This is a genomic window from Arenibacter certesii DSM 19833 (assembly GCF_000429545.1).
Taxonomy (GTDB): Bacteria; Bacteroidota; Bacteroidia; order Flavobacteriales; family Flavobacteriaceae; genus Arenibacter; species Arenibacter certesii.
The window spans coordinates 62505-89499 of sequence record NZ_AUCB01000021.1; the positions used below are offsets into that span (position 1 = coordinate 62505).

The window sequence follows — 26995 nt, forward strand, 5'->3', positions numbered from 1 at the left end:
TATGAAAAAAACATTTGGTCTTATTCTATTGGCCGTTACCTTAATAATTACGGCCTATTTTCTCTTTGTATACTTTGTACCGTACAGCACTGGAACTCGGTCTGGGGAACTCATAAAAATAAGTCATAAAGGCGTACTTATTAAAACTTGGGAGGGTGAAATCAGTCAAGGTATATCAGGGGCACAAATATTTTCCTTTTCAGCTACAGATAACGATGCTATTGAAAAGCTTAGGGAATATCAAGGCTCTTATGTTAGGGTAGACTATATAGAGCGCTATAGAACTTTTTTCTGGCTTGGGGACACCAAATATTTTGTCACCAAAGTTCAAAAAGAGAATTCTCCACATTAAATTTTTTATTTTAATTGATTTATCACCCAGTACAAATTCTTGGGGAATATTATATTTTAAAAGTAAACTCATGCAAAAGTTTAAATCGGCCAAACACTCTCAACTCTCCATTACCCAATTAATGCTCCCATCCCATTCTAATTTTGGAGGGAAAGTTCATGGAGGACACGTACTACACCTTATGGACCAAATTGCCTTTGCCTGTGCCTCAAAGCACTCCAATAGTTATTGTGTTACCGCATCGGTTAACAAGGTAGACTTTCTAAATCCTATTGAGGTGGGCGAATTGGTCACCTTAAAAGCATCTATAAACTATACTGGTCGTACCTCCATGGTAGTAGGTGTACGAGTAGAATCGGAAAATATTAGAACCGGGAAAATGCTGCATTGCAACTCATCTTATTTCACCATGGTCGCTAAGGATGCTGAAGGCAACAACTTACCGGTTCCGGGATTAATTATTGAAGACGAGCAAGGAGTAAGACGCTTTACGCGAAGCCTGGAGAGAAAAAAACAAGCTATGTCCAGGTCCACCAAATTTGATGAATCTCAATTTAAGTTTCAAGACTATTTAAAGAAGCTAGACAAGGAAAATGTGAAAGTGATGTTGCGCTAAACAAAATTGCCGCACAATCTTCAATTGTTGATTATGCGGCAATTTAAATTAAAATAAGTAAAAGATATTATGCTATACCAGCTGCAGCATCTTCATCCATGAACCAAATTAGGTTTTTAGATGTAGGCGCCACCAAGGAAGCGGGATATTGCTCATATCCATTCTCTTTCCCTATAATGGTCTTTACTTTTTCTGCCTTGCCCTCGCCTGTTACCAAGAACGCTACGGTCTTAGCATTATTAATTATTTTTCCAGTTATGGTAATCCTTCGCTGACCAGAATCTGGGTGAATGGCCACCTCGCAGTTTTCCTTAGAATCCCATAATTCAATCTCATGAGGAAATATAGAAGCTGTATGTCCATCATCTCCCATCCCTAGAATAACGAGATCAAATTGAGGCAGGTTGTTTTCTTTTGGCAATTGCACCTCCAATACCTCACCATACCTTACTGCTTCAGCTTGTGGATCTGCCTCTCCCAGCACGCGATGAATGTTTTCTTCCGGGATATCTATCTTTGATAAAAGATGATCCACCGTCATTTTATAATTGCTCTCCTCGTCCGTTGGGGCTACACAACGCTCATCTCCCCAGTATAAGTGCACTTTGGACCAATCTATTCCCTTAGAATTTTCGGACATATAATCAAACACTCCTTTTGGCGTACTCCCCCCAGAAAGGGCAATATGCATAATAGGGTTATTCTTAATCTGCTCTTCCAAATACTCGGAAAATCTTTTAGCAACCTCCGCTTTGGACGGATCTACATTCGTTTTCATTTCTATTTTGCTTTTATAAATTTTCTACAGATCCCATCTAGGGTAGTCTATAGATTAATTATTGTTTATGGGATAAGTATTACCTACCGTTGTCCCAAATAGTCATTTAACTATTTAATTACACAGAAGCCTGGATCGTCGGCCAAGTTCTCCCCTGGATTACGCCACCTAAGGTTGCCTTCCAACAGATCGTCTGAGTTGGTTGGTCCCCATACTCCAGCAGAATAACCGTATATATTTACATCCGGACCGTTTTCCCAATAATTCAATATAGGATCTACGAATTCCCAAGCCGCCTCTACCTCATCGGCACGGGCGTATAGGGTTGCATCTCCTTGCATAGCATCCAGCAACAGTCGCTCATAAGCTTCCATTACATTGTTCTTCGCTAAACTGGAATAGTAAAAATCCAAATTGGCACGATCTACTTTAAACCCTTGCCCAGGAACTTTCACCCCAAATTTAATAAGAATCCCCTCATCAGGTTGGATCCGAATAATCAACTGATTATCCTTGTTTTTTAAATTGGAATTTTTAAAAACCTGGTGGTGCGGTGATTTAAAATGGATAACTACTTCTGTAACCTTTGTAGGCATTCTTTTGGCAGTACGCACATAGAATGGTACATCTTTCCACCTCCAGTTATCCACATAAAATTTTATAGCTGCATAGGTCTCCGTTTTGGAATTAGGATCTACTCCCTCTTCTTCCCTATATCCCTTTACTTTTTCACCGTCTATTACCGAAGCAAGATACTGACCTCTTACCGTATTTTTAAATAGGGTTTCTTCATCCCGCATTATACGCAATGATTTAAGCGCTTTCACCTTTTCGTTTCGTATTTCCAATGCACTCGCATCTATGGGCGGCTCCATTACAATTAAAGAAACAATCTGCAACAAATGGTTTTGAAACATATCGCGCAATGCGCCCGACTTGTCATAATAGCCTCCTCTTTTTTCCACTCCACCTCTTTCGGCATTAGTAATTTCTACATGGTGAATGTAATTCCTATTCCAAAGGGGCTCAAAAATACTATTTGAAAAACGGGTAACCAATAGGTTTTGTACCGTTTCTTTTCCTAAATAATGATCAATCCTATAGATCTGTGTTTCCTTAAAGTATTTCTGAAGTCCAGCATTTAAATTTTTGGCCGTTTTTAAACTGTATCCGAAAGGTTTTTCAACAATTATCCGCTTCCAACCGTTTTTCTCATTATTCAAGTGCTGCTCGGAAAGGTTTTTAGCAATAACCTCATATAAGCTTGGCGGGGTAGACAGATAGAAAATATAATTCTCACCTGTTTCGTATTTGGAATTTAAATCCGATATTCTAGTAGCTAACTTACTGTACTCCTTACTGTAGTCATCCCCTAGATCTTCATAAAAGAATTTGTCCGCAAAAGTAGTAATTACTTCTTCTGCATCTCCTTTCACTTTGTTCTCTAAATATGAACTTTCTAGAACTACTTTCTTTCTAAATTCGCCATCGGTTAAATTGCTCCTACTAACCCCCAGAACCACAAAATTTTCCGGAAGTTGATTAGCTTTATACAAATTATACAAGGAAGGAACCAATTTTCTTGCAGTAAGATCACCGGAAGCTCCAAAGATAACAAGCATTTGATTTGCTGTTTTGCCCATTTTATAATTGTTGGAATAATCGTTTTATTTTGTTGGATTTTGATACAAAAGATTCAAAAACCTATAAAATGACTACTTTTGATTTTTATTTTAGGCTGCGAAGATAAAACTAATTTAGCTTATACATTTTATAAACACGAACTCTTAACAAAAAGCGCTTTATTTTGTTAGGATTTTTTTTAAAGCATACTTATGAAAAATACATACGATTTTGGATTGATTGGACTCGGAGTTATGGGACGGAATTTTATTCTGAACGTGGCCGACAACAATTTTTCTGCAATGGGGTACGACTTAAATGAAGAACAAGTAAAAGCATTAATAGCTGAAGGTGAGGACCCCCAGAAGGTAAATGCGACTTCAGACATACAAACCTTTGTAAGCTCTTTATCCCAGCCTAGAAAGATTATGCTTTTGGTACCTGCAGGGAAGATAGTAGACTCCGTAATAGAAAGTCTATTACCGCATTTGGATAAAAATGATCTTATAATTGATGGAGGAAATTCATTTTTTACAGACACAGATCGTAGGGAAGCTTATTTAAAAGAAAAAGGTATCCACTTTTTTGGATCGGGCGTATCTGGTGGAGCAAAAGGTGCAAGACGCGGACCTAGTATCATGCCAGGAGGAAACAAAGAAGCCTACAAAGAGGTACAACCCATTTTTGAAGCCGTAGCTGCGAAATTTAAGGGAGAACCATGTGTAGCGTATCTTGGGCCAAAATCGGCAGGAAACTACGTTAAAATGGTCCATAACGGTATAGAATATGGTCTAATGCAACTTACCTCCGAGATTTATGATATCCTTAAAAAAGCAGGGAATTATAGTTATGACGAGCTGCATACTCTATTTGACAGTTGGAATAAAGGCCGACTACAGTCTTTCCTAGTAGAAATATCTGCCGAGATCTTTAATAGGGATGATGACAAGGGACCTGGCAAATTAGTGGAAAAAATATTAGATAAAGCCAAACAAAAAGGAACAGGAAAATGGACCTCGCAAAATGCGATGGATTTGGGAATTCCTATTCCAAGCATAGACATTGCAGTGAGTATGAGAGAGATATCTGCACTTAAGGAAGAACGTGTACAGGCTGATAAATTGTATAATCGTCCAGAGCCAGCTGTAATGGACAAGGAAGAGTTGGCAAAATGGGCCGAGGAGGCACTTTACTTCGCCTTTATCACCACCTATGCCCAAGGGCTACATCAATTATCGGATGCCTCAACCGAATATGGTTACGAGTTGGATCTTGCTGTAATTATTAAAATTTGGAGAGCTGGATGTATTATCCGCGCGGGGTTATTAGAAGATATTTCCAAGGCATATACCGAAGACAAAGCGTTGAGCAACCTTTTACTATCGCCAAACTTTGTCCCTAAAGTACAATCCACCGTTACATCGGCAAGGAATTTGGTTGCCTACGCGGCCAAAAATGGAATTCCTTTACCAGGACTTTCCAATTCCCTAACGTATTTTGATACTTATACTTCTGGAAGATTGCCGCTAAACCTGATTCAGGCACAGCGTGACCATTTTGGATCTCATACCTATGAGCGTACGGATATGGAAGGAATATTCCATACAGAATGGGAATAGTGTAAGCTTTTTCTGCGGGCTATGAAAATCCCTCATTTTAGTTTATATTTAATAACATTAAAACAAACCTAAAATGAGCGGCGCCGGACACGTAGCAGATATGAACAATAGATTGAACCGCAATCGCGCTTTAAAACCATCTAATCGTGTTCGGTTCAAAGAAAGCAACAGAGACACTATCTATACAGATGTTGCTCCTAATGCCACGAAACTATCCTTTAAGGAGGTATCCGCAACAGAGCTGAAGAAAATAAAACACCATATTAGAATTAGGGCCAAAAAAGATCGCAGTAGAAATTTAATTGTTTTTATTGGTATTGTTTTGGCCCTTTTATTTTTTATTTTCCTTATTCTTCAGGGCTTACTATGAATAGCTTAAATGCAATCCCAGGCTCCTACCCCCTATGACTGCAGGTGCAGTACGCTTCTTTAAAACACTTCCCTTTAATACAACTTGACATTATAGCTAATTTCTCCAAAGTGATACCCTATATATTCATTGTCTTAATTTTAACGTAATTTTACGCTCTAAATAGTTGATGATATGAACCCATCGGCCTCTGGTTGGATAGATAAGTTTGGATATCTCGTTAAGAATGACAATCAGTATTGCACCTCTTTTACAACTATGTACAATCAACTAAAAAAAACAGGTTTTGTATATGGTATCAACTTAAATGTACCCGACTTTATAACTATTGAACATTCTTTGTCCGAGGATGAGATGGCAAAGATCAATCTATTGGCAGGCTTATACTACACTTATAAGTTTACCACTGGTAATTCTGATTTTGAGTCCTTCGTAAAAAGACTCCTTAAATTCTATCAAGGCTTGGATATTGCCAAAATCTCCTTTATAAACAAATTATTGATGGGCAGAAAGACTTCCTCCAAGTTAGAGTCCCTCATCAATTCTAGAGTCTATTTAGAGGATAATTTAATAAGTAAGACCTTTAATAGCATTATTACCAATTCGCTGTTATTTATAGATGTACTCACTTTTAAGCGTCATCTGGAAGGGGAAAAGAACAAAAGGAAAATTGCCCAACGTCTAGAACATATCACCATCAATATTACCTACCAAACTTTAAATTCCAAGCAAAAAAGTAGAAATGACGAAAAGCTGGCCCAACTTTTTGCCTCTTCCTTAACCTTTATAAATAGCAAAGAAAGTCATATCGACAGCGCTTATAGGAATGAATTATTAGATCAATTCACAACTTGTGAAAAGCAGTACTTTTTAGATGTTGCCTGCTTAACCGTTTGGGAAGATCAATCGCTAGCCTACACCGAATCGAAGTTTATTTTTGAGCTCGGAAAAGACATGGAGTTCAGCAAAACGCACATCGCAAATTCACTATTTGAGGTAACTGGATTCTTTGAAATGAACACTACAAAAATACCGCATTTAAAGGATCAAAACATGGCTGTTCAATTCTATGAAAGTATGGCTAAAATTGTAGATAAATTAATCCTAAGAAATAGTAAAAGATTGCAAAAAGAAATAACTGAAAGTAAGGAATTGGTCACCCTTTTATCCAAGTCTACCGTAAAAGATTTAACTGCCGAAGAAAAGAAAAAAGTACAAGATCAGTTGCTGGATATTTTTAAAAGCATTCCTTCCTTAGCCATATTTATTCTTCCCGGAGGAGCCGTTTTATTACCTATATTTATAAAATTAATCCCTAAATTGCTACCCTCTGCATTTGATGAAAATAGGGTGGATTAACTTTCACTTAAACTGCAAATAAACAACGGTATAAGGAAAATCTATAACACCTTTTTAAATAAACTATCGAACTACTAACCAATATATTACACAAACCTACTCCAACCAAAGCTTAAAGTATTTTACGCGTTCTCTGCTAACAATAATTTCTTGCTCATTATACCTATTTAGCTTAATCTGCAGCCTAGAATTTGTATAAGAAACAATGTCTTTGATATGATTTATATTGATATAGAATTTTCTACTTACCCTAAAGAAGATTTCCGGCTCAAGATCCTTTTCCAGGTTATCAAGCGTGACGTCCAACAAGTAATTCCTGCCGTCCGTGGTGGCTGCATAAGTACCTTTGTTTTCGCTGTAAAAACATTCTATCACTTCTGCATTAATAATTTTCAAGTGCTGTCCAACGTTCACTGTAAACCGCTTTTTATAGTCTCTTTCCAATGGGTCTAAAAGCAGCTTTTTAACGTCCTCAAAATCCATAGAAATTTTCTGTTTTTTAGGTCCAAAAGACCGATACTTTTTAACTGCTGTTTCTAGCTCTTCTTCATCTATTAGTTTCAGTAAATAATCTATACTGTTCAGCTTAAATGCCTGCAAGGCATACTCGTCAAAAGCCGTGGTAAAAATCACAGAACTTTTTATTCCCACCGCATCAAAAATCTCAAAAGAGAGTCCATCCGAAAGTTGGATATCCAAAAAAATAAGGTCAGGATGTTTGTTTTCCTGGAACCATAAAATAGCTTCTTCTACAGAATGGAGCATAGTAGTTACAGTAACTTCCAAATGGGCCAATAAGCGCCCCAGTCTTCTTGCCGCTGGTTTTTCGTCCTCTATTATAATTACGTTCATTGGTTAGATTAAACAGATTATTGGTAGCTTTAGTATAGAACCACCCCCCTACTCTTCCCTATATTTTTTAATTTGCCTTTCTTCCCATTTCCTTAAAAATCGAGGTTTGCTCCCGTATACGCTAAGCCCATGAAAGAATAGCCCTATCCCCCAAAATAAAGGTGTGAATAAGCTATTCCAATCTATCCAATTCTTAAATCCCACTTCCAAGACTTCGTAGTATCCGGTATTTATAAACCTATAGCCAGTATACAACAAAATTAGTCCTAGGTTAACAAACAAGTATACAAAAAGGTGATTATAAAACCCCTTAACCGCTGCCACATGCTTTTTGGCCCTTTCCAATTTCAATCCTTCCTTCCCTATCTGTTTCATCACCTATATTTTTCCGATTCCTTTCTATCTTCCTCCATAAACTTCTTTACCTGTCGCTCTTCCCATTTTTTCGTAAAAAAAGGGTTGTAGTTACATGTTTTAGAGGCATGAAAAACCAATCCAACACCCCAAAATATCCAAACTGCAAATGTCCCAAAGTCCCAAAATGCTTCCCATAAGGTTTCCCCTTCTCTAATGTTTCTTAGTATCTTATTAATAGAGATGGATAGATTTATCACTATGAATATGACCAAATGAACATAAAAGCCCTTTAACTCTTCTATTCTCCTTTTAGCTCTTTTCCTTTTATTATCGTCAAAATTCTCCATCTCCTAATCCTTTATACGTCTAGGAATTATTTCCAGCGCTCCTTTTTATCTTCTTGCTCTAAAAACTCCCTGATCTTGCGCTGTTCCCAATCTTTTCCAAATAGGGTATTATACCCAAAAACCTTAAACCCCTTAAATACTACGCTGATTCCCAAACCTAGGACGACCCATAAAAACCAGGGATAACGCCATTCATTAAGATAATAGTTTATACCAGCTACAAGAGCAATAGTGAATAGCGAGGAAAACAAACTGTTATAAAACTTCTTAATCTCTGCTACTCTTGCCTTAGCTCTAAAGTACTTATTCTCCTTCTCTGAATTTTCCATGGGCATTATTTACTTTTAATCAAATTTCGCTAGAACACCTAATTTATCTAAATAATTACGTCTCAATTGTAGAGAAGGTATTCTGAATTGTAAGTGCCGTTGTTTGTCTAGAATTACGGAAAACCCCTATTTGTTTTGCTCGCAATTTCTATTTACCCGAATAGTAACGCCATGTTAAAAGTCATCATCCTCCATAAGTTTCCGCATAGTGCGCTCTTCCCATCCCTTACCTAGCACAGGTGTGCGACCATAAGCATCCAACCCGTGCATAATAACCCCAAATCCCCATCCCAGCGCAGGAAAGATTGCCCAAGGGAAGGTTGTAGTATTATAATTCAGTATAATCAGAAAAGGTGTTACTACAATATAAGCTCCTAAATTGCCGTAGAAACTCTTTAAGGCCTCCACCCGTTCTTTTGCTTTTTTATATCGTTTTTCCGCTATAATTAGCTCTTGCGTTTCAACATTGTTCAATATTGCGGTCAATAAAGGTAACTTTACGGTAAATTCTGAAGTGGTTTTCTCAATCTGCACTACTCTTTTAGATAGAATTTGATACCGTTGCTGGATATTTTTAAGTCCTACCCCACTACTTTTCTTAACCACCCGTTTTGCCTGATAATTATTGCTCACACAAAGCATTCCCTCTTCCTCATACACCCTAATCCTAAGTGGTCTTTCAGCGGTAACCACATTGTGTTTTACCGCGTTTTCTAATAAAAGCTGCAACGATAATGGAACTATTTTTGCTTCTGGATTGCAACTTTGTGCTGGGATATCCAAGACAATACTATCTTCGAACCTCATTCTCAACAATTTAATATAAGTTTTCGCAAAGGTTAATTCCTCATCCACTGTTACAAGATCTTTATTTTTCTGCTCTAAGACATAACGATATACCTTCGAAAGGGAAGTAGTGAATTTTTGGGCCTGCACAGGATCTTCTTCTATTAAACTGGTAAGCACGTTTAAACTGTTAAACAAGAAATGCGGATCCAACTGATTCTTTAACGCATCAAATTTGGCTGATGCCGTTCCCGCAATGATCTTTTGTTCTTTTACCCTATTTTCTTGTCGGTACTTAAAGAACCAGACCACATAAAACAAAATGGATATAAACAACGCTATGAGCATGGAGACTTTATAATACCCAACCCTTTCCCCACTTAAAAAGTCGTTAAAAGCCATTTTATCCATTCCCACCTTTAGGATGAACCTAGACATAAATATTCCCAACATGGACAGCACAATATTCCCAGCTATCGCGATTATCAATGGTCTTTTAGCTAGGATGTTCTTTTTATGCTTAACGATAAGATATTGTATCCAGTACGCATTTACCATATAGAGGATCAGCGAGAAAACCATATTTCTATAATATTCTTGCAATGCGCGATCATAATTAAATCCCTCTTCAAATCTGCCCATAAAAAAGAAGATGGCCAGAAAAACAAAATAAACTAGGGTTCCAATTAATATGGCATTCCCAATATGTTTTAAGAATCGATTCATTTTCGCTTATGGTTTTACTTAAAAATTGACCCCCTCCGTATGCGCTGATTCATGGGATGGAAAGAATGCTCTGGTTTAAAGTTAGTGAAAAGTTCCAAGGAGGGAGTAAAAGCTGCTTGTTCAAAATTAGCACAGGGCCCAGTGGATCCGCCATAAGAGACCAATCTCCAATTTCACATTTTCTTGTACTCATTTTCTTCCCTTTGATGACCATCATTTATCTTCGGTTTTCTACACACTTCATTTATCCCTACCTGTTTAAAAGCATGTCGATGTTAACTAGTGTGATTTTTTACATGACCGCACTATTTATAGATGATGACACAAAGGTTATCCTAATTTAAATCCGATTAAATTAAGTTAGACCCAGTTGTAAATTATAACGGATGAATTGAAGAAGAGTTCGTTAGCATACCCTACAGCAACCTTATTTATAAAATACAAATAGGAAAACGGCAAGAGATGAAGACAATTCTGATGGTTTGGATGAGATGATTTAGATGTAATGAGAAGTATAAATATAAAAAAAGAGGACGCACCCCTACGTCCTCTTTTAAAAGTCAAAAAACAAATTCAATTCAAAAATTTATTTTCTTGTCTTACTTATGAAGTATAAAATTACGTGTTAAATTTCCATTTTTATGCTTTATTGCAAAATAAAATAACTCAAATGAAAATAATTAATTTAACGTATTATGAACCAGCATATAAGAAAAAACGTAACAAAAGATAAAATTTTCCGTCAATTAACAGCGTGTTCCCTTACATATTGGATGATCAAATAAAAGAATAATAAAATAGGGGGTATAGGACCATAGAGCTCCGTGTCTTATTTAAGAAAAAGTCAATGTTTTAATATATATATATTCACATTAATTAAATTAATTTTGGGGTATGATTAGAAACATTCAACTAAGGACTACCTTATTGGAAGAGTCTGTAGAAGATATCCTTAAGAAGAAAGCGGCCAAATATCTAGGGGTTTCCATAGAGGACATCACAACTGTGAAGGTAATTCGCAAATCTTTGGATGCGAGAAAGTCCACCATATATTTTAATTACAAGGTTGATGTTTACATCAACCAAACCGCTCCCGAAACATCAAACTACAATTTTGATTACAAGGATGTTTCCAAAGCAAAAAAGGTTCATATCATTGGCTTTGGTCCTGCGGGAATGTATGCAGCATTGCGTTGTATAGAGCTAGGATATAAGCCAATTGTTTTGGAAAGAGGCAAAAATGTTAAAGAACGCAGGCGCGATTTAAAAGCCATCAATCAGGATCATATAGTCAATGAAGACTCCAATTACTGCTTTGGGGCAGGGGGAGCTGGCACTTATTCTGATGGGAAGTTATATACTAGAAGCCTTAAACGTGGGGACGTACGTCGCATATTCGAAAATCTGGTTTACCATGGCGCTACCGAACAGATCCTTATAGATGCCCATCCGCATATTGGCACTAATAAGCTACCCAAATTAGTAGAGAACATTAGAGAAACCATAATTAAATATGGTGGGGAAGTTCACTTTGATGCCCGTGTAACCGACTTTATAATTAAAAACCATAAAATAATTGGCTTGCAGTTAAAAGACGGGACCGAAATGGCAGTAGAGCGTGTTATTTTAGCAACAGGACATTCTGCCCGGGATATATATTACCTTCTGAACGAAAAAAAAATAGCCCTAAAGGCCAAATCCTTTGCTATGGGCGTAAGGGTAGAACACCCACAACATATTATAGATAGTATTCAATACAACTGCTCTGGTGAGCGGAATCAATTACTACCCGCAGCTTCCTATAGTTTGGTGGAGCAGGTGAAAGACAGGGGTGTTTATTCCTTTTGTATGTGCCCAGGCGGATTTATTGTTCCGGCGGCAACAGCACCAGGAGAAGTCGTAGTAAATGGAATGTCGCCCTCTAAAAGAAATAATTTATATGCCAACTCTGGTATAGTCGTGGAAATAGATGTTGATGTAGACCTTCATAAATATGATCGCTTTGGTCCATTAAAGGGATTGGAGTATCAAAAGAATCTGGAGCGATTGGCGTTTACTTCCGGAGGCCGTAGGCAAACCGCACCTGCGCAACGTTTAACGGACTTTGTAGAAGGAAAGTTATCTAATGACCTTAATCCCACTTCATATCAACCAGGCTTAACCTCTGCTCCCCTACACTCTCTTTTGCCAAAATTGATTGGCAGCAGATTGCGATCTGGCTTTATGGCTTTTGGAGAGAAAATGAAGGGGTATTATACCGCTGAAGCTAATATAGTAGGTGTAGAAAGTAGAACCTCTGCACCAGTAAACATTCCGAGAAAGGAAAACTTGGAACATCCTGAGGTACAAGGTCTGTTTCCTTGTGGTGAAGGTGGAGGCTATGCAGGCGGAATAGTGTCGGCAGCGATGGATGGGGAACGTTGTGCTGAGGCCGCCATAGTGGGTCTGTAAAGGTGCCTATAGAAATAAAAAACCCGTTATCCAAACAATTCCCGTACCTTTGCAACTTATTTTACATATTATATGACATTTAAAGACTTAGGTATTATAGAACCTATACTTAAAGCCCTTGCGGCGGAAGGCTATACAAAACCCACCCCAATACAAGAACAATCCATTCCAATATTATTAAACGGTAAAGACCTACTAGGTTGCGCACAAACAGGAACCGGTAAGACCGCCGCCTTTTCAATTCCAATTATTCAACAATTGGTTACAGATCGGGATGCTAGTCAGCATCAGCGAAAAATTAGAACTTTGGTAGTGACCCCAACTAGGGAATTAGCAATACAAATAGGCGAGAATTTTACCTCTTACGCTAGATTTACCGATATTAGAAGTACGGTTATTTTTGGCGGTATTAAACAAGGCAGACAAACTGATGCCTTAAAGAAAGGAGTAGATGTACTTATTGCTACCCCAGGAAGACTATTGGACTTAATGAACCAAGGATTTATATCCCTGCGCGATATCAAATATGCAGTATTGGATGAAGCTGACCAGATGCTGGACATGGGCTTTATTCATGATATAAAAAAGATAATTGCCAAACTACCCTATAATCGTCAATCGCTTTTCTTTTCGGCCACAATGCCAAAAGCAATCGTTGAATTGTCCCGTAAATTATTGGGCGACTTTGAACAAGTCACCATTAAACCTCAGCAAGCCACAGCAGAAAAGGTAGAACAAGCCTTATATTTTGTTTCTAAAAAAAACAAACCAAATTTGTTGGTCCATTTGTTGGAAAAAGATCCCAACGATTCTGCATTGGTTTTTTCGAGAACCAAGCACGGAGCCAATAAAATTGTAAAGCAATTGGCTAAAGCCGATATTAAGGCAGATGCTATTCACGGAAACAAATCCCAAAATGCACGACAGAAAGCTTTGGGCGATTTTAAGAATGGAGACCTAAAAGTACTTGTTGCTACGGATATCGCAGCAAGAGGTATAGACGTTGAGGAACTCTCATTGGTTATTAACTACGACCTTCCGAATGTACCTGAAACTTATGTTCACCGTATTGGCAGAACAGGAAGAGCGAGTGCTAGCGGAATAGCTCTTTCCTTTTGCGATGCGGAAGAAAGGCCTTATCTAAAGGACATTCAGAAATTGATTAACCAACAAGTACCTGTTATCACGGACCATCCCTTTATAGATGATGGCATTGAAGATGTACCCTTACAGCCAGAAAAGAAGCATCATAACAATAGACAGCGACAAAGGACTGGGCATTCTAATCCTCGAGGAGGAAGAAGTGGCAATCGAAGCAGAAGTAGTAGCAGCAGTAACAGACCAAAAAGGGATTAACATATCCTATTATACATAAATTAGAAAAGCCGGGTAAGAAATTATGCCGGTTTTTTTAACGAATAAGGTGTAATTTTTAGTTGGTCATTGAAAAAATGAAGATCTTTATTGATCAATTAAATCGCTTTAATCCAAATTTAAAATTCTGCGTGATGAAAAATACATTTTCGACTGTTCTACTAGTTTTCTCATTGTTGATAATTCCAATCAACCTAGCCTCACAAACTACCAACTTAATCAGTTATAATATTAAGTACGACAATACCGGCGACACGGTTAATAATTGGAATGATCGAAAGGAGACCATGGTAAAGCTACTACAACACTACAACGCTGATATCATTGGGATCCAAGAGGGCTTACATCGTCAGGTAATCTATTTAAATGAAGCACTCTCAGGATTTTCTTATGTGGGCGTTGGCAGGGACGATGGCAAGGAAAAAGGAGAGTACACCGCCATCTTATATAATACAGATAAATTCAGGGTTTTAAAAACCAATACTTTTTGGCTTTCAGAAACCCCTGAAAAAGTTTCCGTGGGTTGGGATGCCGCATTAGAACGAATATGCACCTACGCCCTTTTTGAGAATCGGGAAACCAAAAAGCAATTTTGGGTCTTTAACACCCACTTTGACCATCGCGGAGTACTCGCAAGAACCAAGTCGGCTCAACTTATCTACAAAAAAATAAATGAGATTAACACTAATAAAGTACCGGTGGTCCTTATGGGTGATTTAAATTTAACTCCAGATACGGAAGCCATCCGTTTTTTACAGCAGTATCTTAAGGACGGAATGGCTATCTCCAAGAAACCTTTTTATGGCCCTGTTGGCACCTTTAACGGATTTGATCAAGAACGGCTCTTAACGGACCGAATTGATTATATTTTTACACAGGATTTAGAGGTACTATCCTATACCCATATTGATGACAGAATGGCTAATAATAAACATATCTCTGACCATTTACCTGTAATGGTTACCCTTTCCAAATAGCGTATGTAACTTAATATATTCCATACCTAAAGTAACTTATTATGTACATCCCTTCGCCTTATAGAAACCCAAACCTTGGTGAGGTTAAAGAATTTCTGATACAAAATAGTTTTGGAATTTTGGTAAACCAAACCGCTGGGCGACCATGGGCTACTCATATACCTTTAGAGTTAGAGGTAGATGCGGATGGGAACGACTTATTGGTTGGCCATATTTCCAAAGCCAACCCACAATGGAATTACTTTAAACAACAGGAGGAAGTATTGGCTATTTTTAACGGCCCTCACAGCTATATCTCCTCTTCTTGGTACAAGGAAGAGGAAGTCCCTACATGGAACTACATTGCTGTTCATGTTTACGGGACTATAGAAATATTAAATGAGAAAGCCGTCTTAGAATCCCTACACAGGCTTGTTAACAAATATGAAAAAGTAGCTACTCACCCCATTTCCTTAGGTAATTTATCTGATGCTAGTATGGATCAAATTAAAGGCATAGTAGGGTTTCAGATCCGAATTACGGAGATTCAGGCAACTTACAAATTATCCCAAACGCGGCCAGAAGACCATGAACGAATAATAACGGAATTAAACAAGTCGAATAGCAATGGACCTAAGGAAATTGCCGCAATGATGAAAAATTATAAATGTCCGCGCTAGAAAGAGAGTATCCCGCAAATAAGAAATTCAAATACCAATTAATGACAACTATAGATCACGAAAAGAAACGAGCAGCCTTGGAAGCTGTTAAATATGTGAGATCGGGAATGACGGTCGGACTGGGTACAGGTAGTACTGCTAATTTGATGATTAAAGAGCTTGGAAGACAAGTGGCAAATGGATTAAATATCATTGGTGTGCCCAGCTCAGAGCACACCCGGAAACTAGCGTTAGAACTACATATACCCCTAATATCATTAGCGGAAGCCGCGCGCATTGACCTTACTATAGATGGTACAGATGAATTTGACCCTTATCTACAATTGATTAAAGGCGGAGGTGGAGCCTTGTTGCACGAAAAGATACTGGCTTATAATTCGGACCTAGTTATTATTATCGCCGACTCCCAAAAACAGGTAAAACGATTAGGAAGCTTTAAACTCCCCATCGAGACAATACCTTTAGCCACACAAAAGATAATTCAGTCACTAACACAGATGCAACTACAACCAACCTTGAGAGTAAAAGAAGGACAGAATTTCATCACGGATGAAGGCAACTATATTTTAGACCTCAATATTAAGCATATTACCAATATCCCATCGCTAAACAATAGGCTTAAAGAAATCCCAGGTATTGTTGAAACTGGGCTTTTTCTGGATTTGGCAGATATTATCATCGTTGGCAAAGGAGAATCTATACGTACTTATAAAAAATAGGTAAGGTTTAGTATTGAACTAAGATCTAGCCCCTCTGGCTATTCTACATTATTTACCAGAAAGATTCTACGAATCAGAAGTAAACTATAGTGCATAGTCTACTTTATTTTTGAGTCCAAGCACGAAATTCCTTAACGAACTTTCCGAATCAAATTAGCCATGTAAACATATTTCAAATCTCTTAGGGATAACCCGTCCTCAATTGCTTTGTTAGGTGTTACCGCTGCCTTATTCCAATTATCATATTCATCCAAGACCTGCTTATAATCCTTGAACATGCTTACCGTCATGTGTGAAGCGTATGCATCACTACCTATTGGACTTATAAAACGAACTAGCCCCCAATTGGCTTTTCCCCCCGCGTCGACTGTCTTCTGATGGATCGGCTGAAAGATTTCCTTTTCCGCCTTTTCATACGATCTGCAGTTTTCTAAACTCACCTTCATCATATCTATTTGGGCTACGGTACCTATTGGCATGTCGAACTCCCCTTTGGTAGTTGCGATTTCCTCTGTAAAAATCCGTACAGCCAGATCCCTAGTTTCAGAAGAGTGATTTAATTTTTTATCCAGATCGGTTTCCGTCATATCGGGATAGGCAGCCTTAGCCCTATCCATTAGATGCTCCCAACTGCTGCCATCCATCATTTTTATGGGATCGCTATAAAGTGCAACGGTCAGATACTGAAATCCCTGCTGTTCTCCCCCAGGGCTTAGTAACCAAAGGTCCCAACCAATAATATCCCCGGCCTTAACACGCTCTTTATGGATTTTCTCCCAAAATTCTTCCGTATCCCTATAGGCTGCTTCCTGCTCATTGTCCACCTGCATGAATTCAAATAACAAGAATAATTTTTCTTGGGCGATAGTTATATTGCTCACCATCAATAACACGATAAAAATCATTAATTTTTTCATAATTAAAGGAATTATAGGTTTATTCAGTTCTAGGGGAATTAAACTACGACAAAACCGTAGCTCATATAGGATTTGGATATCATGTTGCCAGAGAACATATATCGACCCATTTTAATCAATAGATTTCAGATTTCAAAAGCAAATAGGACAAAGGAAGGCTTTTACTGTCCGTAGATACGGGTAAAATTATCAAAGCATGTTATTTCCTATTTTATATAGTATGAAGGTGTTTTAAGAGGTGTTGTTTAAACGATTTGCTAAGGGGAATAACTTTACGTTTTATTTCCAGATGATGTTCTCCCACAATATCCAATTTGGAAATATTTACCATATATGAGCGATGTACTCTAATAAACTTGTGATTTTTGAGTTCTGTCTCTAATACTTTTAAAGTAGTACTGATGAGGTAGCTGCCATTTGGAGTTACTAGATTACTATAATTTCTATCAGCTTCAATATAGGAAATATCATCTAACAATAATTTCATCATTTTCCCATTGTGTCGAACAAAAATACGATCGTCCAATACTTGTATGTTCTGAAACCCATCTACTACACCTTCAGAGCTTCCTTTTATTTGCTCTACCACTAAAGCTATTGTACGCCGTAAATCTAGATTACTAAAAGGTTTGGAAATAAATGCATACGGATGGGTGGCCTTGGCTCTAGTAAAAGTGGCTTCATCAGAATTTGCGGTTAGGTAAATAATAGGGATATTATGGTTTTCCTGTATTTTGGAAGCAGCAGAGATTCCGTCTAAATCACCCTTTAAGTTGATATCCAATAAAATAATATCGGGTTTATCGGATTTCGCATGGATAATGGCCTCTTCCCCCCTAGTTACCAATCCAGTAACCTCATATCCCAAATTAGATAATTGCAACGAAATATTGGCAGCGATGATCATATCATCCTCAACAATTAAAATCCTTGTTTTTATTTCCATAATTATGCTGCTTTATGATGCTGAAATTCAAACGCGACAGAAGTACCAGCACTATTTTTCAATACCATCTTGCCATCCAATTGTTGCGTTAACAACCGAACCAATTGGGTACCAAACCCAGTACCCTTTTTCTTGTCTTCAACAGAATACCCTACCCCATTATCGGTTACCTTAAGTTCCAATAAAAATGTATTTTCTACCAGCTCTATAGTAATGGTGCCGGCAGCATTCTCTGGAAAGGCATATTTTAAAGAATTGGTGATCAATTCATTTACAATTAACCCAATTGGGGTTGCTATATCTACATTCAGCTCAATATCTTTCATCTTGTAGACCATCGCTATCCTGTTACTAGCACCATAAGAATCCAAAACATAACTAGCCAAATTCTTAAAATACGTCCTCATTCCAATGGAGGTAAGCTTTTTACCATGATACAAATTTTGATGAATCATGCTCATACTCTGTATTCGATTCTGAATCTGACACATAGTATCTTTAATCTTGGCATCGCTAATCTGCGCTGTTTGCAGGGATAGAAGACTAGAGACTACTTCCAGATTATTCTTTACCCTATGATGAATTTCTTTAATTAAAAATTCCTTTTCTTCATTTTGAACCTGCAGTAGTACATTTTTTTTACGATTATTTCTAATGGCTACAAAACCTAAAATCAAAAGAAAAATCAGTAAGCCCATGATAACCGAGGTTAAGATCTGGTTGGTATTTTGTTTTTTTATTTTCGTCTGTTGTAAAAGAATGGTGTTTTCTTTCTGGGCTACATCAAATTCCGTTTGCAATAAGGCTATACGCTGATCTGCCTCTGCAGTAAATACTTTCTTTTTTAATTTATCGTATTCAGAAAATGCCTTATACGCCTCCATATAATTGTGATTCTCCGCAAAGGCCATCCCTAAGGTTTCATAAGCCTGACTCAAATAATAGTCGTCCCCAAAGTTTACGGTAGCTACTTCAATGGATTTTTGAAGACTTAGGATAGCAGCACTATATTTACCCTGTAAATTCTGCGATTTCCCTACCGAAAGATAGGCCCTCATCAACAAAAAGGTATTCTCTAACAACTGAGCATACTTTATTGCGTTGTTACCCGCATTTTCTGCGGCCTCAAAGTTGTTTTGATGACAATACAATTCTACCAGAGAAATATAAATATCACTTAAATTATTGTAGAACCCGTATCGCTCCCCAATAGATTTGGCATGGTCATAATATTTAAGCGCATCATCAAACTTGTTCAAATCCATATAATTATTCCCTACTACATAGAGAGTAAAATCATAATCCAAATCATTAATACCCCGTTCCTCAAAAATTTCAATAGACTTAAGCCCATATTCTAAACCCTTTATATACTTTGATTGTTTCCAGAAAATATTACTGAGGTCACTATATGCTAATGCAATAGCTTTCCTATCATTGCTCAAATTCCCCAATTTCAGGGATTCCATAGCATAATCCGCCGCGATGTCCAATTGTCCCCTTCGTTCATAGACATACCCTAACTGCGTATTTAAAAATGCTAAATCCCTAGTTAGGACCTTTTTCTTAGCACTTTCCAATACTATCTGGGCACTATCCAATTTTTCCATTCGCAATAAAATAGCGCCTTGGGTAATCTGAAAGCGTCCATACCAAAGCTCATCTTCTTTAAGGGCGGTAAGATTAAGCCCTTCCTGTGTTAACTCTAGCGCTTTTGTTAAATTTCGAGTATGCCAATAATAGGCAAGGTCGTTTAACATAGAAAACTGCAATGTATCGTTATCCTTCACCTTTAAATAGGCATATTTTAATAGCTCTAAATACGACTCTCCAAAGTTGTCTGTGTCTACAAATACCCTTTTATAAGGTTCATTTTTATCAAAATCTTGAATCTGTCCAGACAAGGCGATGCTGAACAATAGAAATGAAAATATAGTGTAATAATTTGGTCTTCCCATTCTGTACCATTCTTAGGTCTTAAGAAGCCGGGATTTTAAATATACGATATTTTTCCTTAAACCCTTGATAAATATAATCCTACGTTCGGACACCATCAGGTGCAATTCGTCCTTATCTACTTGTTTCAGAAACGTTTTACCCATTAATTAGAGAAATAATGAGGCTTAATAATCCGATATGAAATGGCAAACTTTTCTAATTGCTCTTGTGGTCCTTTTTTTTATTTCATGTAAGAACGAAACAAAATCATTGGATAATGATGTCCAAATGGATAATGGGAAGATTATGGGAATTAAAGAACAAGCGGAGGTCAAAAATTTTGTGGATCAATATTTAAACACCATAAATGATACCCTATTAGATGGAAGGATTACGGATAACTACATAAGGTATATGAATGGAATTCCAATTGCCACCAACAAAACGGAATTAAACGCAAAAATGACCCTTTATGCTATAGGATTTCCAAATTATTCCATTGACAAAACCTTTACAGAAGTGTGTGGAAATCGAGCTTTTATCCAATGGGAATTTACAGGCACTAATACAGGAGAGTTCGCTGAAGTTATTGCAACAGGTAAAAAAGTACATATAACAGGGTTTTCGCAACTCCATTTTAATATGGAAGGCGAATTATTTCAAGAGGATATATATTTTAATCAGTTGGATTTTTTGCAACAACTTGGGTATTCTTTATCTCCTCCTAATCTAAATTAAAGTAACCTATACATATTCCCCACAATAATTTGAATAGTATAAACCAATATTTAAAAATCATGAAAACACTAAGAAAAACATTGATCCTAGCCTTGCTCATTTCGCAATTACCTTTTATGTTACTAGCTCAGGAAGAGAAAAACCAAGCTTTTTATATTCATGAAGATCAAGTAAAACCATCAATGATCCAGGAGTATGAGATGGTTTCCAAGGATTTTATGGAAGCTTGTAAAGAACATAATATTCAAGATTTAAAATGGCAAGTAGCCTCTACTAATACTGGCCGCTACTTCACCATCTCGCCCATAGAAAACATGGCAGAGTTAGATAAGAATGTTATGGCTCCCTTGGCAGAGAAAATGGGAGAAGAGGCATTTATGAATATGTTTAAACGCTTTAATGAATGCTATGAAAAACACGGGGACTACATTATTTACCTTAATAAAGAACTTACGTATATGCCCGATAGTATTAGCACTACCACGGAGGGTCAGAACTATCGTAAATGGCATTTTTTGAACGTAACTCCTAGCAATATTCAGAACTTAAAAGGCAAGTTAAAAGAGTTGAAAGCCTTATATACCAAGAAAGGGTCTAAGGAATTTTATCGAATTTACCACAGTGGTTTTGGAACTATGGGCGACTATTACCTTGCGGTGGTATCGGCTATTGATGCCGAGGATTATGCAAAAAAATCCAAGGAGAACGAAATGTTGCTGGGAGAAGAAGGAAAGAAAATTTTCCAAGAATTATTTGGATACGTTCAAGAATATAAAACAGAATCTGGGGGTATGCATCCCGAACTAGCTTATGCCCCAAAACAATAAATAAACACTATGAGAAAGTTCATTTTTATAGGTTTAGCAATTATTCTTTGTAGCTCCTGTCAAGAACAAGAGAAGCGCTACACCCAGCAATCACAGGAGATAGAAACGGCAAAAACGTTGGTGAAAAATTATAATGAGAGGACTTATGACAGCAGTTTATATGCAGACACCAGTAAAACCCGATATAATTCCGTGGAGCAATCCATGTCGCCTTTAAAAGCAATTGCTTATCACCAAGCCAATGATACCATTTTTGAATCTCGTGGATTTTTACTTAAAGATCAGGAATATGAAATGGTGGTTACCGATGATGGAGAAACCTGGGTAAATTGTTGGCTAGATTGGAAAGGTATCATAAAGGAAAGTAATCAGGAGGTTATGGTTCCTATACATTTAACCTATCAATTTAAAGAGGGTAAAATTGTTAGAGAAATAGGGATATGGGATAATTCCGCTGTGATGTTAGCAGTTCAAAAGATGCAGGCAGATAAGAATATGGCTGCAGTGGAGAAAGGAATCTAATCTACCAAAATATTGAATTTGAAGCTATGTTGTATTTCTGTTCTTTCCGATAGCGAGCAATTTCTATAGCATGGATAATAGGACTCCAGAACTGGAATTAATTCGATATTCTAATTCTGTCTTTAGCTTTTCAGTAATTCAAATAATAAACCTAACAGATTAATCTGTCTAATATTTTGGGGGAAATCTAGATAGCTTACTGTTAGGTTTTATAAAACAGAAATAATTATAATGCAAACTACCTCCTTTATTATGCCCCTCTATTTGGAATGATAAGGTAAGTCGTGAAGTAATGACCGTCTTGGGTGATTACGAAAAATTGAAGCGCAACAATAAAGCAACCAACAACAATGTTCTACTTGTTTGCGCCTTAAAAGTAAAAGAAATTAATTTTCTATAGCAAGTGGTATATTTAGCAGCACCCATTATGCACTTGGAAAATAGCACTGATAATTAAAGAAGATAGGAATGCTGTATTACTGGTTAAAAATTGGCTATCTCTTTGTTTTTTCCAAATTATTCTGGAGCAAGGTTCGCCTAATTTCTGATCAGACCAGAACGCGAAGAGTTAGCCTTCTGGATTGTGATGGTTTGAAATATATGGCGAATTCCAGATATGCCTATTACATGGATTTTATCCGATTGGAAAAAATGTTCCGTTCCAACTTGTACGATAATACTATTAAAAAAGGAATGTTCCCGGTATTAGGTTCTCAAAAGATCATCTACAGAAAGCCATTAAAAAGATGGTCCACATTCAGAATCACATTGGTTCTTGAGGGATGGGACGATAAATGAGGATACCACAGCCAACTATTTGAACGAGATAATCAGCTTTACGCAATTGGGTATACCAAGGTTGCCTTTTGGAAGGATAAAAAAGCTCAAGATATTGGGAGTATTTTAAAAAATTGTGGGGTTGTGAACAAAGAAATGACCGTGTCCAATGACATTAAAAAAATCTTTGAGGGGGACTATCGAGAAATATGCACTAAGTCTAAAAAAGCCATTTCATCCCGTTAATTCCACTGTAAATTGGATCATTAAAACCAACTAAGAAAGCCTCATAATTATCTATTCAGATGGGAATGGGTAGCCTTTTAAACTTAATAAAATGTCTAGTTCAAGATAAATGGCACTTACAGAAATACTATAATATTAACTTAAAAAAACGAGAGGATGAAAAACGTACTTTTTATGATGTTACTAATTCCTGTTATGGCTATCTCCCATTCTGGTGAGGGTTATGCGGTTTTAGAAAACGGAATGATCACTCCAAATCCAGCGAAAATTACAGAATTTGAATCGGGATTGGCCGCCCACAATAAGACATATCATGGATCGGGGATTTTTGGCGCCAGGGTATACTGGATCGCCAACGGAAAAAACACGGGTAGTTATGTCTGGGTAATGGGACCTATTCCTTGGAGCGAGATAGATAAAAGACCCGCTCAAAAGGAACACGATACGGATTGGAATAAAAATGTATTGCCCTATGTTTTACCTCAAGGTGATCAAACCTATTGGAGATTTCACCCAGAATTATCCAATTTCCAAAAAGACGTTACCCTTAAAAACTTGTTGGTAGCTATATATGATATCAAAAGAATGAAGAGCAAAGAGATGATCGAAATGTTAAAAAAGGTGCATAACACCATGGTCGAAAAATTTCCAGAAGAAACATTTAGCATGTATACCAACGAAATGCCCAGCATGACCGATGGCCAGGATTTAGCCTTTGTTTCGTTCTTTGAAAAATTGGCTTGGATGGGATTAGAAAGCAAGTTTTCCCAGAAATTTGATGAAGTAAATGGACCTGGGAGCTTTGAAAAATTTCTAAAAGATTGGGAAGATATAACCCATGGAAAATATTCATCGGAAATGTGGATTTACCGCGAGGATCTTAGTGGGTTAGACGGTGAGATTAAAGCCATATCACGTCAATAAACCTATTTATTAGTATTACACTATTCATGGTAATACCCCGAGAAAACAAACTCGATTATATCATTTAATTAACTTGCCTTTATCTGGTTACTATTATGTGAAACACTCTAATGTCCTCTAAAAAAAAGCTATCTTCTCACTCATATCTCCTTAATTATAAGTATCTTATAGTATATAATTAATTCTAAAAATCATGGCTACAGTAAAATCCTTAAACAAATGGGCCAATGCACATACTTATTACCCGTTGGATTTAGTACGCATTGCTTTAGGCGTATTTCTTTTTATGAAGGGAGTAGACTTTATGTCTAACCACTTACTAATGGTTGAGATGATTAAGCCTTTCCAAAACATGCCTGGCGGCATGATTATAATGCATTATGTGGCACCAGCACATTTTGTAGGTGGTTTTTTATTGGTAATCGGGCTATTGACTAGATGGGTAGTAATTGTACAATTGCCTATTATAATTGGTGCAATTTTAGTAAATTTCCTAGGTGAAATGAATTTAAACAACCTAATTTTAGCAACCATCGTTTTGGTTCTTTTAGTGTTCTTTTTAATCTATGGCTCGGGAAAACACTCAGCAGACTATTATTTAAAAATGCAGAAATAACTCGACATAGTTTTAAAAGAGCTTAAGTTTAATATAGTTAAAAAATAGCTATGTACGAGAAACATCATTTAATGCTCTGTAGTAATCGCCTTTTAAAATTTAGAGCACCCGTTATTAAAATATTGATGGCTACTCTGACCGTCCTTTTACTAATGGGCGGCTGTGTGAAGGACAATTCTGAACCAAAAGACCCCGAAGTCAATAATCCTGTAACCCAAACAGAGCCTGTTACTTTCACAGTAATTGGTGACGTTCCCTACTCAGACGAGCAGCGAAGCGGACTACTACAACTGATCAATAAACACAATGCTAGCGATGTATCGGAGTTTGTTGTACATGTAGGCGATATTAAACCTGGAATTGTTCCCTGTGAAGAACCTATCTATAAAGATGTAGATAGTATTCTTAGATTATTTAAGGCTCCTACATTTATTGTTCTCGGAGATAACGAGTATAACGACTGTAAGAATCCAGAACAAGGATTGGAGTATTGGAAAAAATATTTTTTAAAGTTTAATGAAAACTGGACTTTTAAGCCAACAGTATCTTATCAAACAGAGCGTAATGAAAATTTTAGCTGGGTAATGGATAAGGTCTTGTTTGTTGGTATTAATTTGGTTGGAAGCAATGTCCATAATCCTACTGAATGGCAGACCAGATTGGAGGATAATGCCAATTGGGTAAGGAAGCAGATGGAAGAACAAAAGGATAAAGTAAATTCCGCTGTTGTATTTGCTCATGCCAATATAGTTGAAATAGGCCCAGATAAGTTTCAGGTATTTACCGAAGGTTTTAGGTCAGCCTCAAAATCTTTTATTAAGCCGGTACTTTTTGTCCAAGGCGATGGTCATTTTTGGATTCAGGACCATCCCTGGCCAGAAAAAAATATTACACGCCTGCAAATTGACGGAGGAATCAAGGCTGTTAAGATTACTGTGGATACTAATTTAAAGACCCCATTTCTTTTCGACCGTCAATTTTTGGATTAGGTGGAATTTAAATAGCAAGTGTAGTAATCCCTAGGGTTAGTTTTATCATTACAAAGACCTGTGAAAAAAGCGGCCCGTGGCCTTACAATTATATTATCCTCATTAGGTAATGGTTATTCTTCTAATATGAGAATACCTTATAAACACCCTTAAAGATCGGATAAGTAAAACCCAATCATAATAGCTTTTATTGATAGTTTTCCTATTTTTATTGCTTTAAAAAGATTCTGTATGACTATCACACAATTGCAATATGTACTCGCTGTCGCAGAGTACCAAAACTTTACACTTGCAGCCGAAAAAAGTTTTGTGACCCAACCTACTCTAAGTATGCAGGTTCAAAAACTAGAGGATGAATTGGACATTTTAATATTCGACAGAAGCAAGAAACCGATCGCCATAACAGAAGTGGGGATGAAGATAGTGGCCCAAGCTAAAAACATTGTTAATGAGGCCAATCGTATACAGGATATTGTAGACCAAGAAAAGGGATTTATTGGGGGCGAATTTACACTAGGGATAATTCCCACGGTAATGCCCACCCTTCTTCCCATGTTCTTAAAGACATTTATAAATAAGTATCCCAAAGTAAATTTGATCATAAAGGAGAAAAGCACGGAAAATTTAATTCGCAATATACAAGATGGTCATTTGGACGCGGCCATAGCCGCTACTCCTTTAGAAATAGAATTTATTAAAGAACGGCCTTTGTACTATGAGCCTTTTGTTGGCTATGTACCAGCTCAACACAGGTTGGGTAATGCTAACCAACTGATTCCCGATGATTTGGATATCAATGATATTTTGTTATTACGGGACGGGCATTGTTTTAGGGATAACATAATTAATTTATGTGATGCCTCTAAAAGTTTTAAGGATGATCATTTTCAATTACAGAGTGGTAGTTTTGAGACGCTTATAAACCTATCCAATGAAGGCTTAGGAATGACACTTCTTCCATTTTTAAACACCTTAGAATTGGATGACCGAAAAAAACAAAACCTTAAAAACTTCCAAAGTCCATCCCCTGCCAGGGAGGTAAGTCTTATTTATCATAAGAGCGAACTGAAAATCCAAATCACCAATGCGTTATACGATGTAATTTCTAGTGTGGTACGTGGCGCCATTGCATTCCAAGACGTAAAAATTATTAGCCCTTTAAGTAAATAGGGATATTCGGGAGTAGGCCGATTTTCACTAAAAACTGGACAGAACGAATCCTGGAACATCGATGTTTCCGGGATTTTTTTTATGGTTTATT

At 37.1% G+C, this 26995-nt stretch carries 28 protein-coding genes; 18 read left to right on the forward strand and 10 right to left on the reverse strand.

All coding sequences use genetic code 11. The features are described from left to right. The first annotated feature begins 1 nt into the window (after position 1). Both G466_RS0112050 and G466_RS0112055 read left to right on the forward strand, forming a co-directional pair. Positions 2–352 (forward strand): hypothetical protein, encoded by a 351-nt coding sequence (locus G466_RS0112050; RefSeq protein WP_026813899.1) that lies wholly within the window; start codon positions 2–4, stop codon positions 350–352. A 70-nt stretch (positions 353–422) separates the two neighbouring features. After that, a complete protein-coding gene (locus tag G466_RS0112055; RefSeq protein ID WP_026813900.1) occupies positions 423–968 on the forward strand; it encodes an acyl-CoA thioesterase in 546 nt (181 codons plus the stop codon). A 67-nt stretch (positions 969–1035) separates the two neighbouring features. Here G466_RS0112055 and pgl read toward each other — a convergent pair whose 3' ends face one another. Both pgl and zwf read right to left on the reverse strand, forming a co-directional pair. Then, entirely contained in the window at positions 1036–1746 is a 711-nt protein-coding gene (pgl, locus tag G466_RS0112060) for a 6-phosphogluconolactonase (protein WP_026813901.1), read from the reverse strand. 110 nt (positions 1747–1856) lie between these two features. Beyond that, entirely contained in the window at positions 1857–3389 is a 1533-nt protein-coding gene (gene zwf / locus G466_RS0112065; RefSeq protein ID WP_026813902.1) for a glucose-6-phosphate dehydrogenase, read from the reverse strand. 192 nt (positions 3390–3581) lie between these two features. On the opposite strand from zwf, the gene gndA reads away from it, so the two are divergent. The 3 genes from gndA (at position 3582) to G466_RS0112080 (ending at position 6717) form a co-directional block, all read left to right on the forward strand. Next, on the forward strand, positions 3582–4988 hold the full coding sequence (gene gndA, locus G466_RS0112070) for an NADP-dependent phosphogluconate dehydrogenase (protein ID WP_026813903.1): 1407 nt from the start codon (positions 3582–3584) through the stop codon (positions 4986–4988). Positions 4989–5061: 73 nt separating this feature from the next. Continuing rightward, positions 5062–5358, forward strand: a complete 297-nt coding sequence (locus tag G466_RS0112075; RefSeq protein WP_026813904.1) for a hypothetical protein — start codon at positions 5062–5064, stop codon at positions 5356–5358. Between the two features lie 174 nt (positions 5359–5532). Then, entirely contained in the window at positions 5533–6717 is a 1185-nt protein-coding gene (locus G466_RS0112080) for an LETM1-related biofilm-associated protein (protein ID WP_026813905.1), read from the forward strand. A 96-nt stretch (positions 6718–6813) separates the two neighbouring features. Here the strand turns inward: G466_RS0112080 and G466_RS0112085 are convergent, their stop codons facing one another. The 5 genes from G466_RS0112085 to G466_RS0112105 all read right to left on the reverse strand — a co-directional run bounded on the left by G466_RS0112085 (position 6814) and on the right by G466_RS0112105 (position 10114). Continuing rightward, a complete protein-coding gene (locus G466_RS0112085) occupies positions 6814–7569 on the reverse strand; it encodes a LytR/AlgR family response regulator transcription factor (RefSeq protein ID WP_026813906.1) in 756 nt (251 codons plus the stop codon). 48 nt (positions 7570–7617) lie between these two features. Continuing rightward, positions 7618–7944 carry a 2TM domain-containing protein gene (locus G466_RS0112090; RefSeq protein ID WP_026813907.1) on the reverse strand — a complete coding sequence of 109 codons (327 nt, stop codon included), beginning with the start codon at positions 7942–7944 and terminating at the stop codon, positions 7618–7620. Further along, positions 7944–8273, reverse strand: coding sequence for a 2TM domain-containing protein (locus G466_RS0112095; protein ID WP_026813908.1), 330 nt, complete (start codon positions 8271–8273; stop codon positions 7944–7946). The genes G466_RS0112090 and G466_RS0112095 overlap by 1 nt, the downstream gene beginning before the upstream one ends. 26 nt (positions 8274–8299) lie before the next feature. Continuing rightward, complete coding sequence (locus tag G466_RS0112100) at positions 8300–8602, reverse strand: 2TM domain-containing protein (protein WP_026813909.1); 303 nt, start codon at positions 8600–8602, stop codon at positions 8300–8302. Between the two features lie 174 nt (positions 8603–8776). Next, on the reverse strand, positions 8777–10114 hold the full coding sequence (locus G466_RS0112105; RefSeq protein ID WP_026813910.1) for a 2TM domain-containing protein: 1338 nt from the start codon (positions 10112–10114) through the stop codon (positions 8777–8779). Positions 10115–11008: 894 nt separating this feature from the next. Here G466_RS0112105 and G466_RS0112115 point away from each other — a divergent pair. The 5 genes from G466_RS0112115 to rpiA all read left to right on the forward strand — a co-directional run bounded on the left by G466_RS0112115 (position 11009) and on the right by rpiA (position 16294). Then, positions 11009–12565: an NAD(P)/FAD-dependent oxidoreductase gene (locus G466_RS0112115; protein ID WP_026813911.1), complete on the forward strand. Its 1557-nt coding sequence runs from the start codon at positions 11009–11011 to the stop codon at positions 12563–12565. Between the two features lie 72 nt (positions 12566–12637). After that, entirely contained in the window at positions 12638–13921 is a 1284-nt protein-coding gene (locus tag G466_RS0112120; RefSeq protein WP_026813912.1) for a DEAD/DEAH box helicase, read from the forward strand. 152 nt (positions 13922–14073) lie between these two features. Next, on the forward strand, positions 14074–14916 hold the full coding sequence (locus tag G466_RS0112125; protein ID WP_026813913.1) for an endonuclease/exonuclease/phosphatase family protein: 843 nt from the start codon (positions 14074–14076) through the stop codon (positions 14914–14916). Positions 14917–14957: 41 nt separating this feature from the next. Further along, positions 14958–15575: an FMN-binding negative transcriptional regulator gene (locus G466_RS0112130; RefSeq protein WP_026813914.1), complete on the forward strand. Its 618-nt coding sequence runs from the start codon at positions 14958–14960 to the stop codon at positions 15573–15575. Further along, the gene (gene rpiA, locus G466_RS0112135) at positions 15563–16294 is read left to right on the forward strand and encodes a ribose-5-phosphate isomerase RpiA (RefSeq protein ID WP_229797207.1); all 732 of its coding nucleotides are present in this window, start codon (positions 15563–15565) and stop codon (positions 16292–16294) included. Before G466_RS0112130 ends, rpiA begins: the two co-directional genes overlap by 13 nt. 131 nt (positions 16295–16425) lie before the next feature. Here rpiA and G466_RS0112140 read toward each other — a convergent pair whose 3' ends face one another. The 3 genes from G466_RS0112140 to G466_RS0112150 form a co-directional block, all read right to left on the reverse strand. Continuing rightward, the gene (locus tag G466_RS0112140; RefSeq protein ID WP_034235480.1) at positions 16426–17211 is read right to left on the reverse strand and encodes a hypothetical protein; all 786 of its coding nucleotides are present in this window, start codon (positions 17209–17211) and stop codon (positions 16426–16428) included. Positions 17212–17422: 211 nt separating this feature from the next. Continuing rightward, the gene (locus tag G466_RS0112145) at positions 17423–18157 is read right to left on the reverse strand and encodes a response regulator (RefSeq protein ID WP_026813917.1); all 735 of its coding nucleotides are present in this window, start codon (positions 18155–18157) and stop codon (positions 17423–17425) included. A gap of 2 nt (positions 18158–18159) precedes the next feature. Further along, positions 18160–20115: a tetratricopeptide repeat-containing sensor histidine kinase gene (locus G466_RS0112150; RefSeq protein WP_026813918.1), complete on the reverse strand. Its 1956-nt coding sequence runs from the start codon at positions 20113–20115 to the stop codon at positions 18160–18162. Positions 20116–20293: 178 nt separating this feature from the next. Here G466_RS0112150 and G466_RS0112155 point away from each other — a divergent pair, with 178 nt between their 5' ends. The 8 genes from G466_RS0112155 (at position 20294) to G466_RS0112200 (ending at position 26904) form a co-directional block, all read left to right on the forward strand. Beyond that, positions 20294–20833 (forward strand): ester cyclase, encoded by a 540-nt coding sequence (locus tag G466_RS0112155; RefSeq protein ID WP_026813919.1) that lies wholly within the window; start codon positions 20294–20296, stop codon positions 20831–20833. A 59-nt stretch (positions 20834–20892) separates the two neighbouring features. Next, positions 20893–21660, forward strand: a complete 768-nt coding sequence (locus G466_RS0112160; protein ID WP_026813920.1) for a hypothetical protein — start codon at positions 20893–20895, stop codon at positions 21658–21660. Positions 21661–21669: 9 nt separating this feature from the next. Continuing rightward, positions 21670–22182 (forward strand): nuclear transport factor 2-like protein, encoded by a 513-nt coding sequence (locus G466_RS0112165; protein WP_026813921.1) that lies wholly within the window; start codon positions 21670–21672, stop codon positions 22180–22182. Positions 22183–22650: 468 nt separating this feature from the next. After that, a complete protein-coding gene (locus G466_RS0112175) occupies positions 22651–22980 on the forward strand; it encodes a thioesterase family protein (RefSeq protein WP_026813922.1) in 330 nt (109 codons plus the stop codon). A gap of 381 nt (positions 22981–23361) precedes the next feature. Continuing rightward, a complete protein-coding gene (locus tag G466_RS0112180) occupies positions 23362–24129 on the forward strand; it encodes a hypothetical protein (RefSeq protein ID WP_229797206.1) in 768 nt (255 codons plus the stop codon). Positions 24130–24322: 193 nt separating this feature from the next. Continuing rightward, complete coding sequence (locus G466_RS0112185; protein ID WP_026813924.1) at positions 24323–24745, forward strand: DoxX family protein; 423 nt, start codon at positions 24323–24325, stop codon at positions 24743–24745. 50 nt (positions 24746–24795) lie between these two features. Next, entirely contained in the window at positions 24796–25734 is a 939-nt protein-coding gene (locus G466_RS23200) for a metallophosphoesterase (RefSeq protein WP_084418829.1), read from the forward strand. A 231-nt stretch (positions 25735–25965) separates the two neighbouring features. After that, positions 25966–26904: a LysR substrate-binding domain-containing protein gene (locus tag G466_RS0112200; RefSeq protein WP_026813926.1), complete on the forward strand. Its 939-nt coding sequence runs from the start codon at positions 25966–25968 to the stop codon at positions 26902–26904. Positions 26905–26995 lie beyond the last annotated feature (91 nt).

Coding starts and splice junctions, on each gene's coding strand:
- G466_RS0112050 (WP_026813899.1), top strand. CDS start 2: ATGAAAAAAACATTTGGTCTTATTCTATTGGCCGTTACCTTAATAATT.
- G466_RS0112055 (WP_026813900.1), top strand. CDS start 423: ATGCAAAAGTTTAAATCGGCCAAACACTCTCAACTCTCCATTACCCAA.
- pgl (WP_026813901.1), bottom strand. CDS start 1,746: ATGAAAACGAATGTAGATCCGTCCAAAGCGGAGGTTGCTAAAAGATTT.
- zwf (WP_026813902.1), bottom strand. CDS start 3,389: ATGGGCAAAACAGCAAATCAAATGCTTGTTATCTTTGGAGCTTCCGGT.
- gndA (WP_026813903.1), top strand. CDS start 3,582: ATGAAAAATACATACGATTTTGGATTGATTGGACTCGGAGTTATGGGA.
- G466_RS0112075 (WP_026813904.1), top strand. CDS start 5,062: ATGAGCGGCGCCGGACACGTAGCAGATATGAACAATAGATTGAACCGC.
- G466_RS0112080 (WP_026813905.1), top strand. CDS start 5,533: ATGAACCCATCGGCCTCTGGTTGGATAGATAAGTTTGGATATCTCGTT.
- G466_RS0112085 (WP_026813906.1), bottom strand. CDS start 7,569: ATGAACGTAATTATAATAGAGGACGAAAAACCAGCGGCAAGAAGACTG.
- G466_RS0112090 (WP_026813907.1), bottom strand. CDS start 7,944: ATGAAACAGATAGGGAAGGAAGGATTGAAATTGGAAAGGGCCAAAAAG.
- G466_RS0112095 (WP_026813908.1), bottom strand. CDS start 8,273: ATGGAGAATTTTGACGATAATAAAAGGAAAAGAGCTAAAAGGAGAATA.
- G466_RS0112100 (WP_026813909.1), bottom strand. CDS start 8,602: ATGGAAAATTCAGAGAAGGAGAATAAGTACTTTAGAGCTAAGGCAAGA.
- G466_RS0112105 (WP_026813910.1), bottom strand. CDS start 10,114: ATGAATCGATTCTTAAAACATATTGGGAATGCCATATTAATTGGAACC.
- G466_RS0112115 (WP_026813911.1), top strand. CDS start 11,009: ATGATTAGAAACATTCAACTAAGGACTACCTTATTGGAAGAGTCTGTA.
- G466_RS0112120 (WP_026813912.1), top strand. CDS start 12,638: ATGACATTTAAAGACTTAGGTATTATAGAACCTATACTTAAAGCCCTT.
- G466_RS0112125 (WP_026813913.1), top strand. CDS start 14,074: ATGAAAAATACATTTTCGACTGTTCTACTAGTTTTCTCATTGTTGATA.
- G466_RS0112130 (WP_026813914.1), top strand. CDS start 14,958: ATGTACATCCCTTCGCCTTATAGAAACCCAAACCTTGGTGAGGTTAAA.
- rpiA (WP_229797207.1), top strand. CDS start 15,563: ATGTCCGCGCTAGAAAGAGAGTATCCCGCAAATAAGAAATTCAAATAC.
- G466_RS0112140 (WP_034235480.1), bottom strand. CDS start 17,211: ATGAAAAAATTAATGATTTTTATCGTGTTATTGATGGTGAGCAATATA.
- G466_RS0112145 (WP_026813917.1), bottom strand. CDS start 18,157: ATGGAAATAAAAACAAGGATTTTAATTGTTGAGGATGATATGATCATC.
- G466_RS0112150 (WP_026813918.1), bottom strand. CDS start 20,115: ATGGGAAGACCAAATTATTACACTATATTTTCATTTCTATTGTTCAGC.
- G466_RS0112155 (WP_026813919.1), top strand. CDS start 20,294: ATGAAATGGCAAACTTTTCTAATTGCTCTTGTGGTCCTTTTTTTTATT.
- G466_RS0112160 (WP_026813920.1), top strand. CDS start 20,893: ATGAAAACACTAAGAAAAACATTGATCCTAGCCTTGCTCATTTCGCAA.
- G466_RS0112165 (WP_026813921.1), top strand. CDS start 21,670: ATGAGAAAGTTCATTTTTATAGGTTTAGCAATTATTCTTTGTAGCTCC.
- G466_RS0112175 (WP_026813922.1), top strand. CDS start 22,651: ATGCTGTATTACTGGTTAAAAATTGGCTATCTCTTTGTTTTTTCCAAA.
- G466_RS0112180 (WP_229797206.1), top strand. CDS start 23,362: ATGAAAAACGTACTTTTTATGATGTTACTAATTCCTGTTATGGCTATC.
- G466_RS0112185 (WP_026813924.1), top strand. CDS start 24,323: ATGGCTACAGTAAAATCCTTAAACAAATGGGCCAATGCACATACTTAT.
- G466_RS23200 (WP_084418829.1), top strand. CDS start 24,796: ATGTACGAGAAACATCATTTAATGCTCTGTAGTAATCGCCTTTTAAAA.
- G466_RS0112200 (WP_026813926.1), top strand. CDS start 25,966: ATGACTATCACACAATTGCAATATGTACTCGCTGTCGCAGAGTACCAA.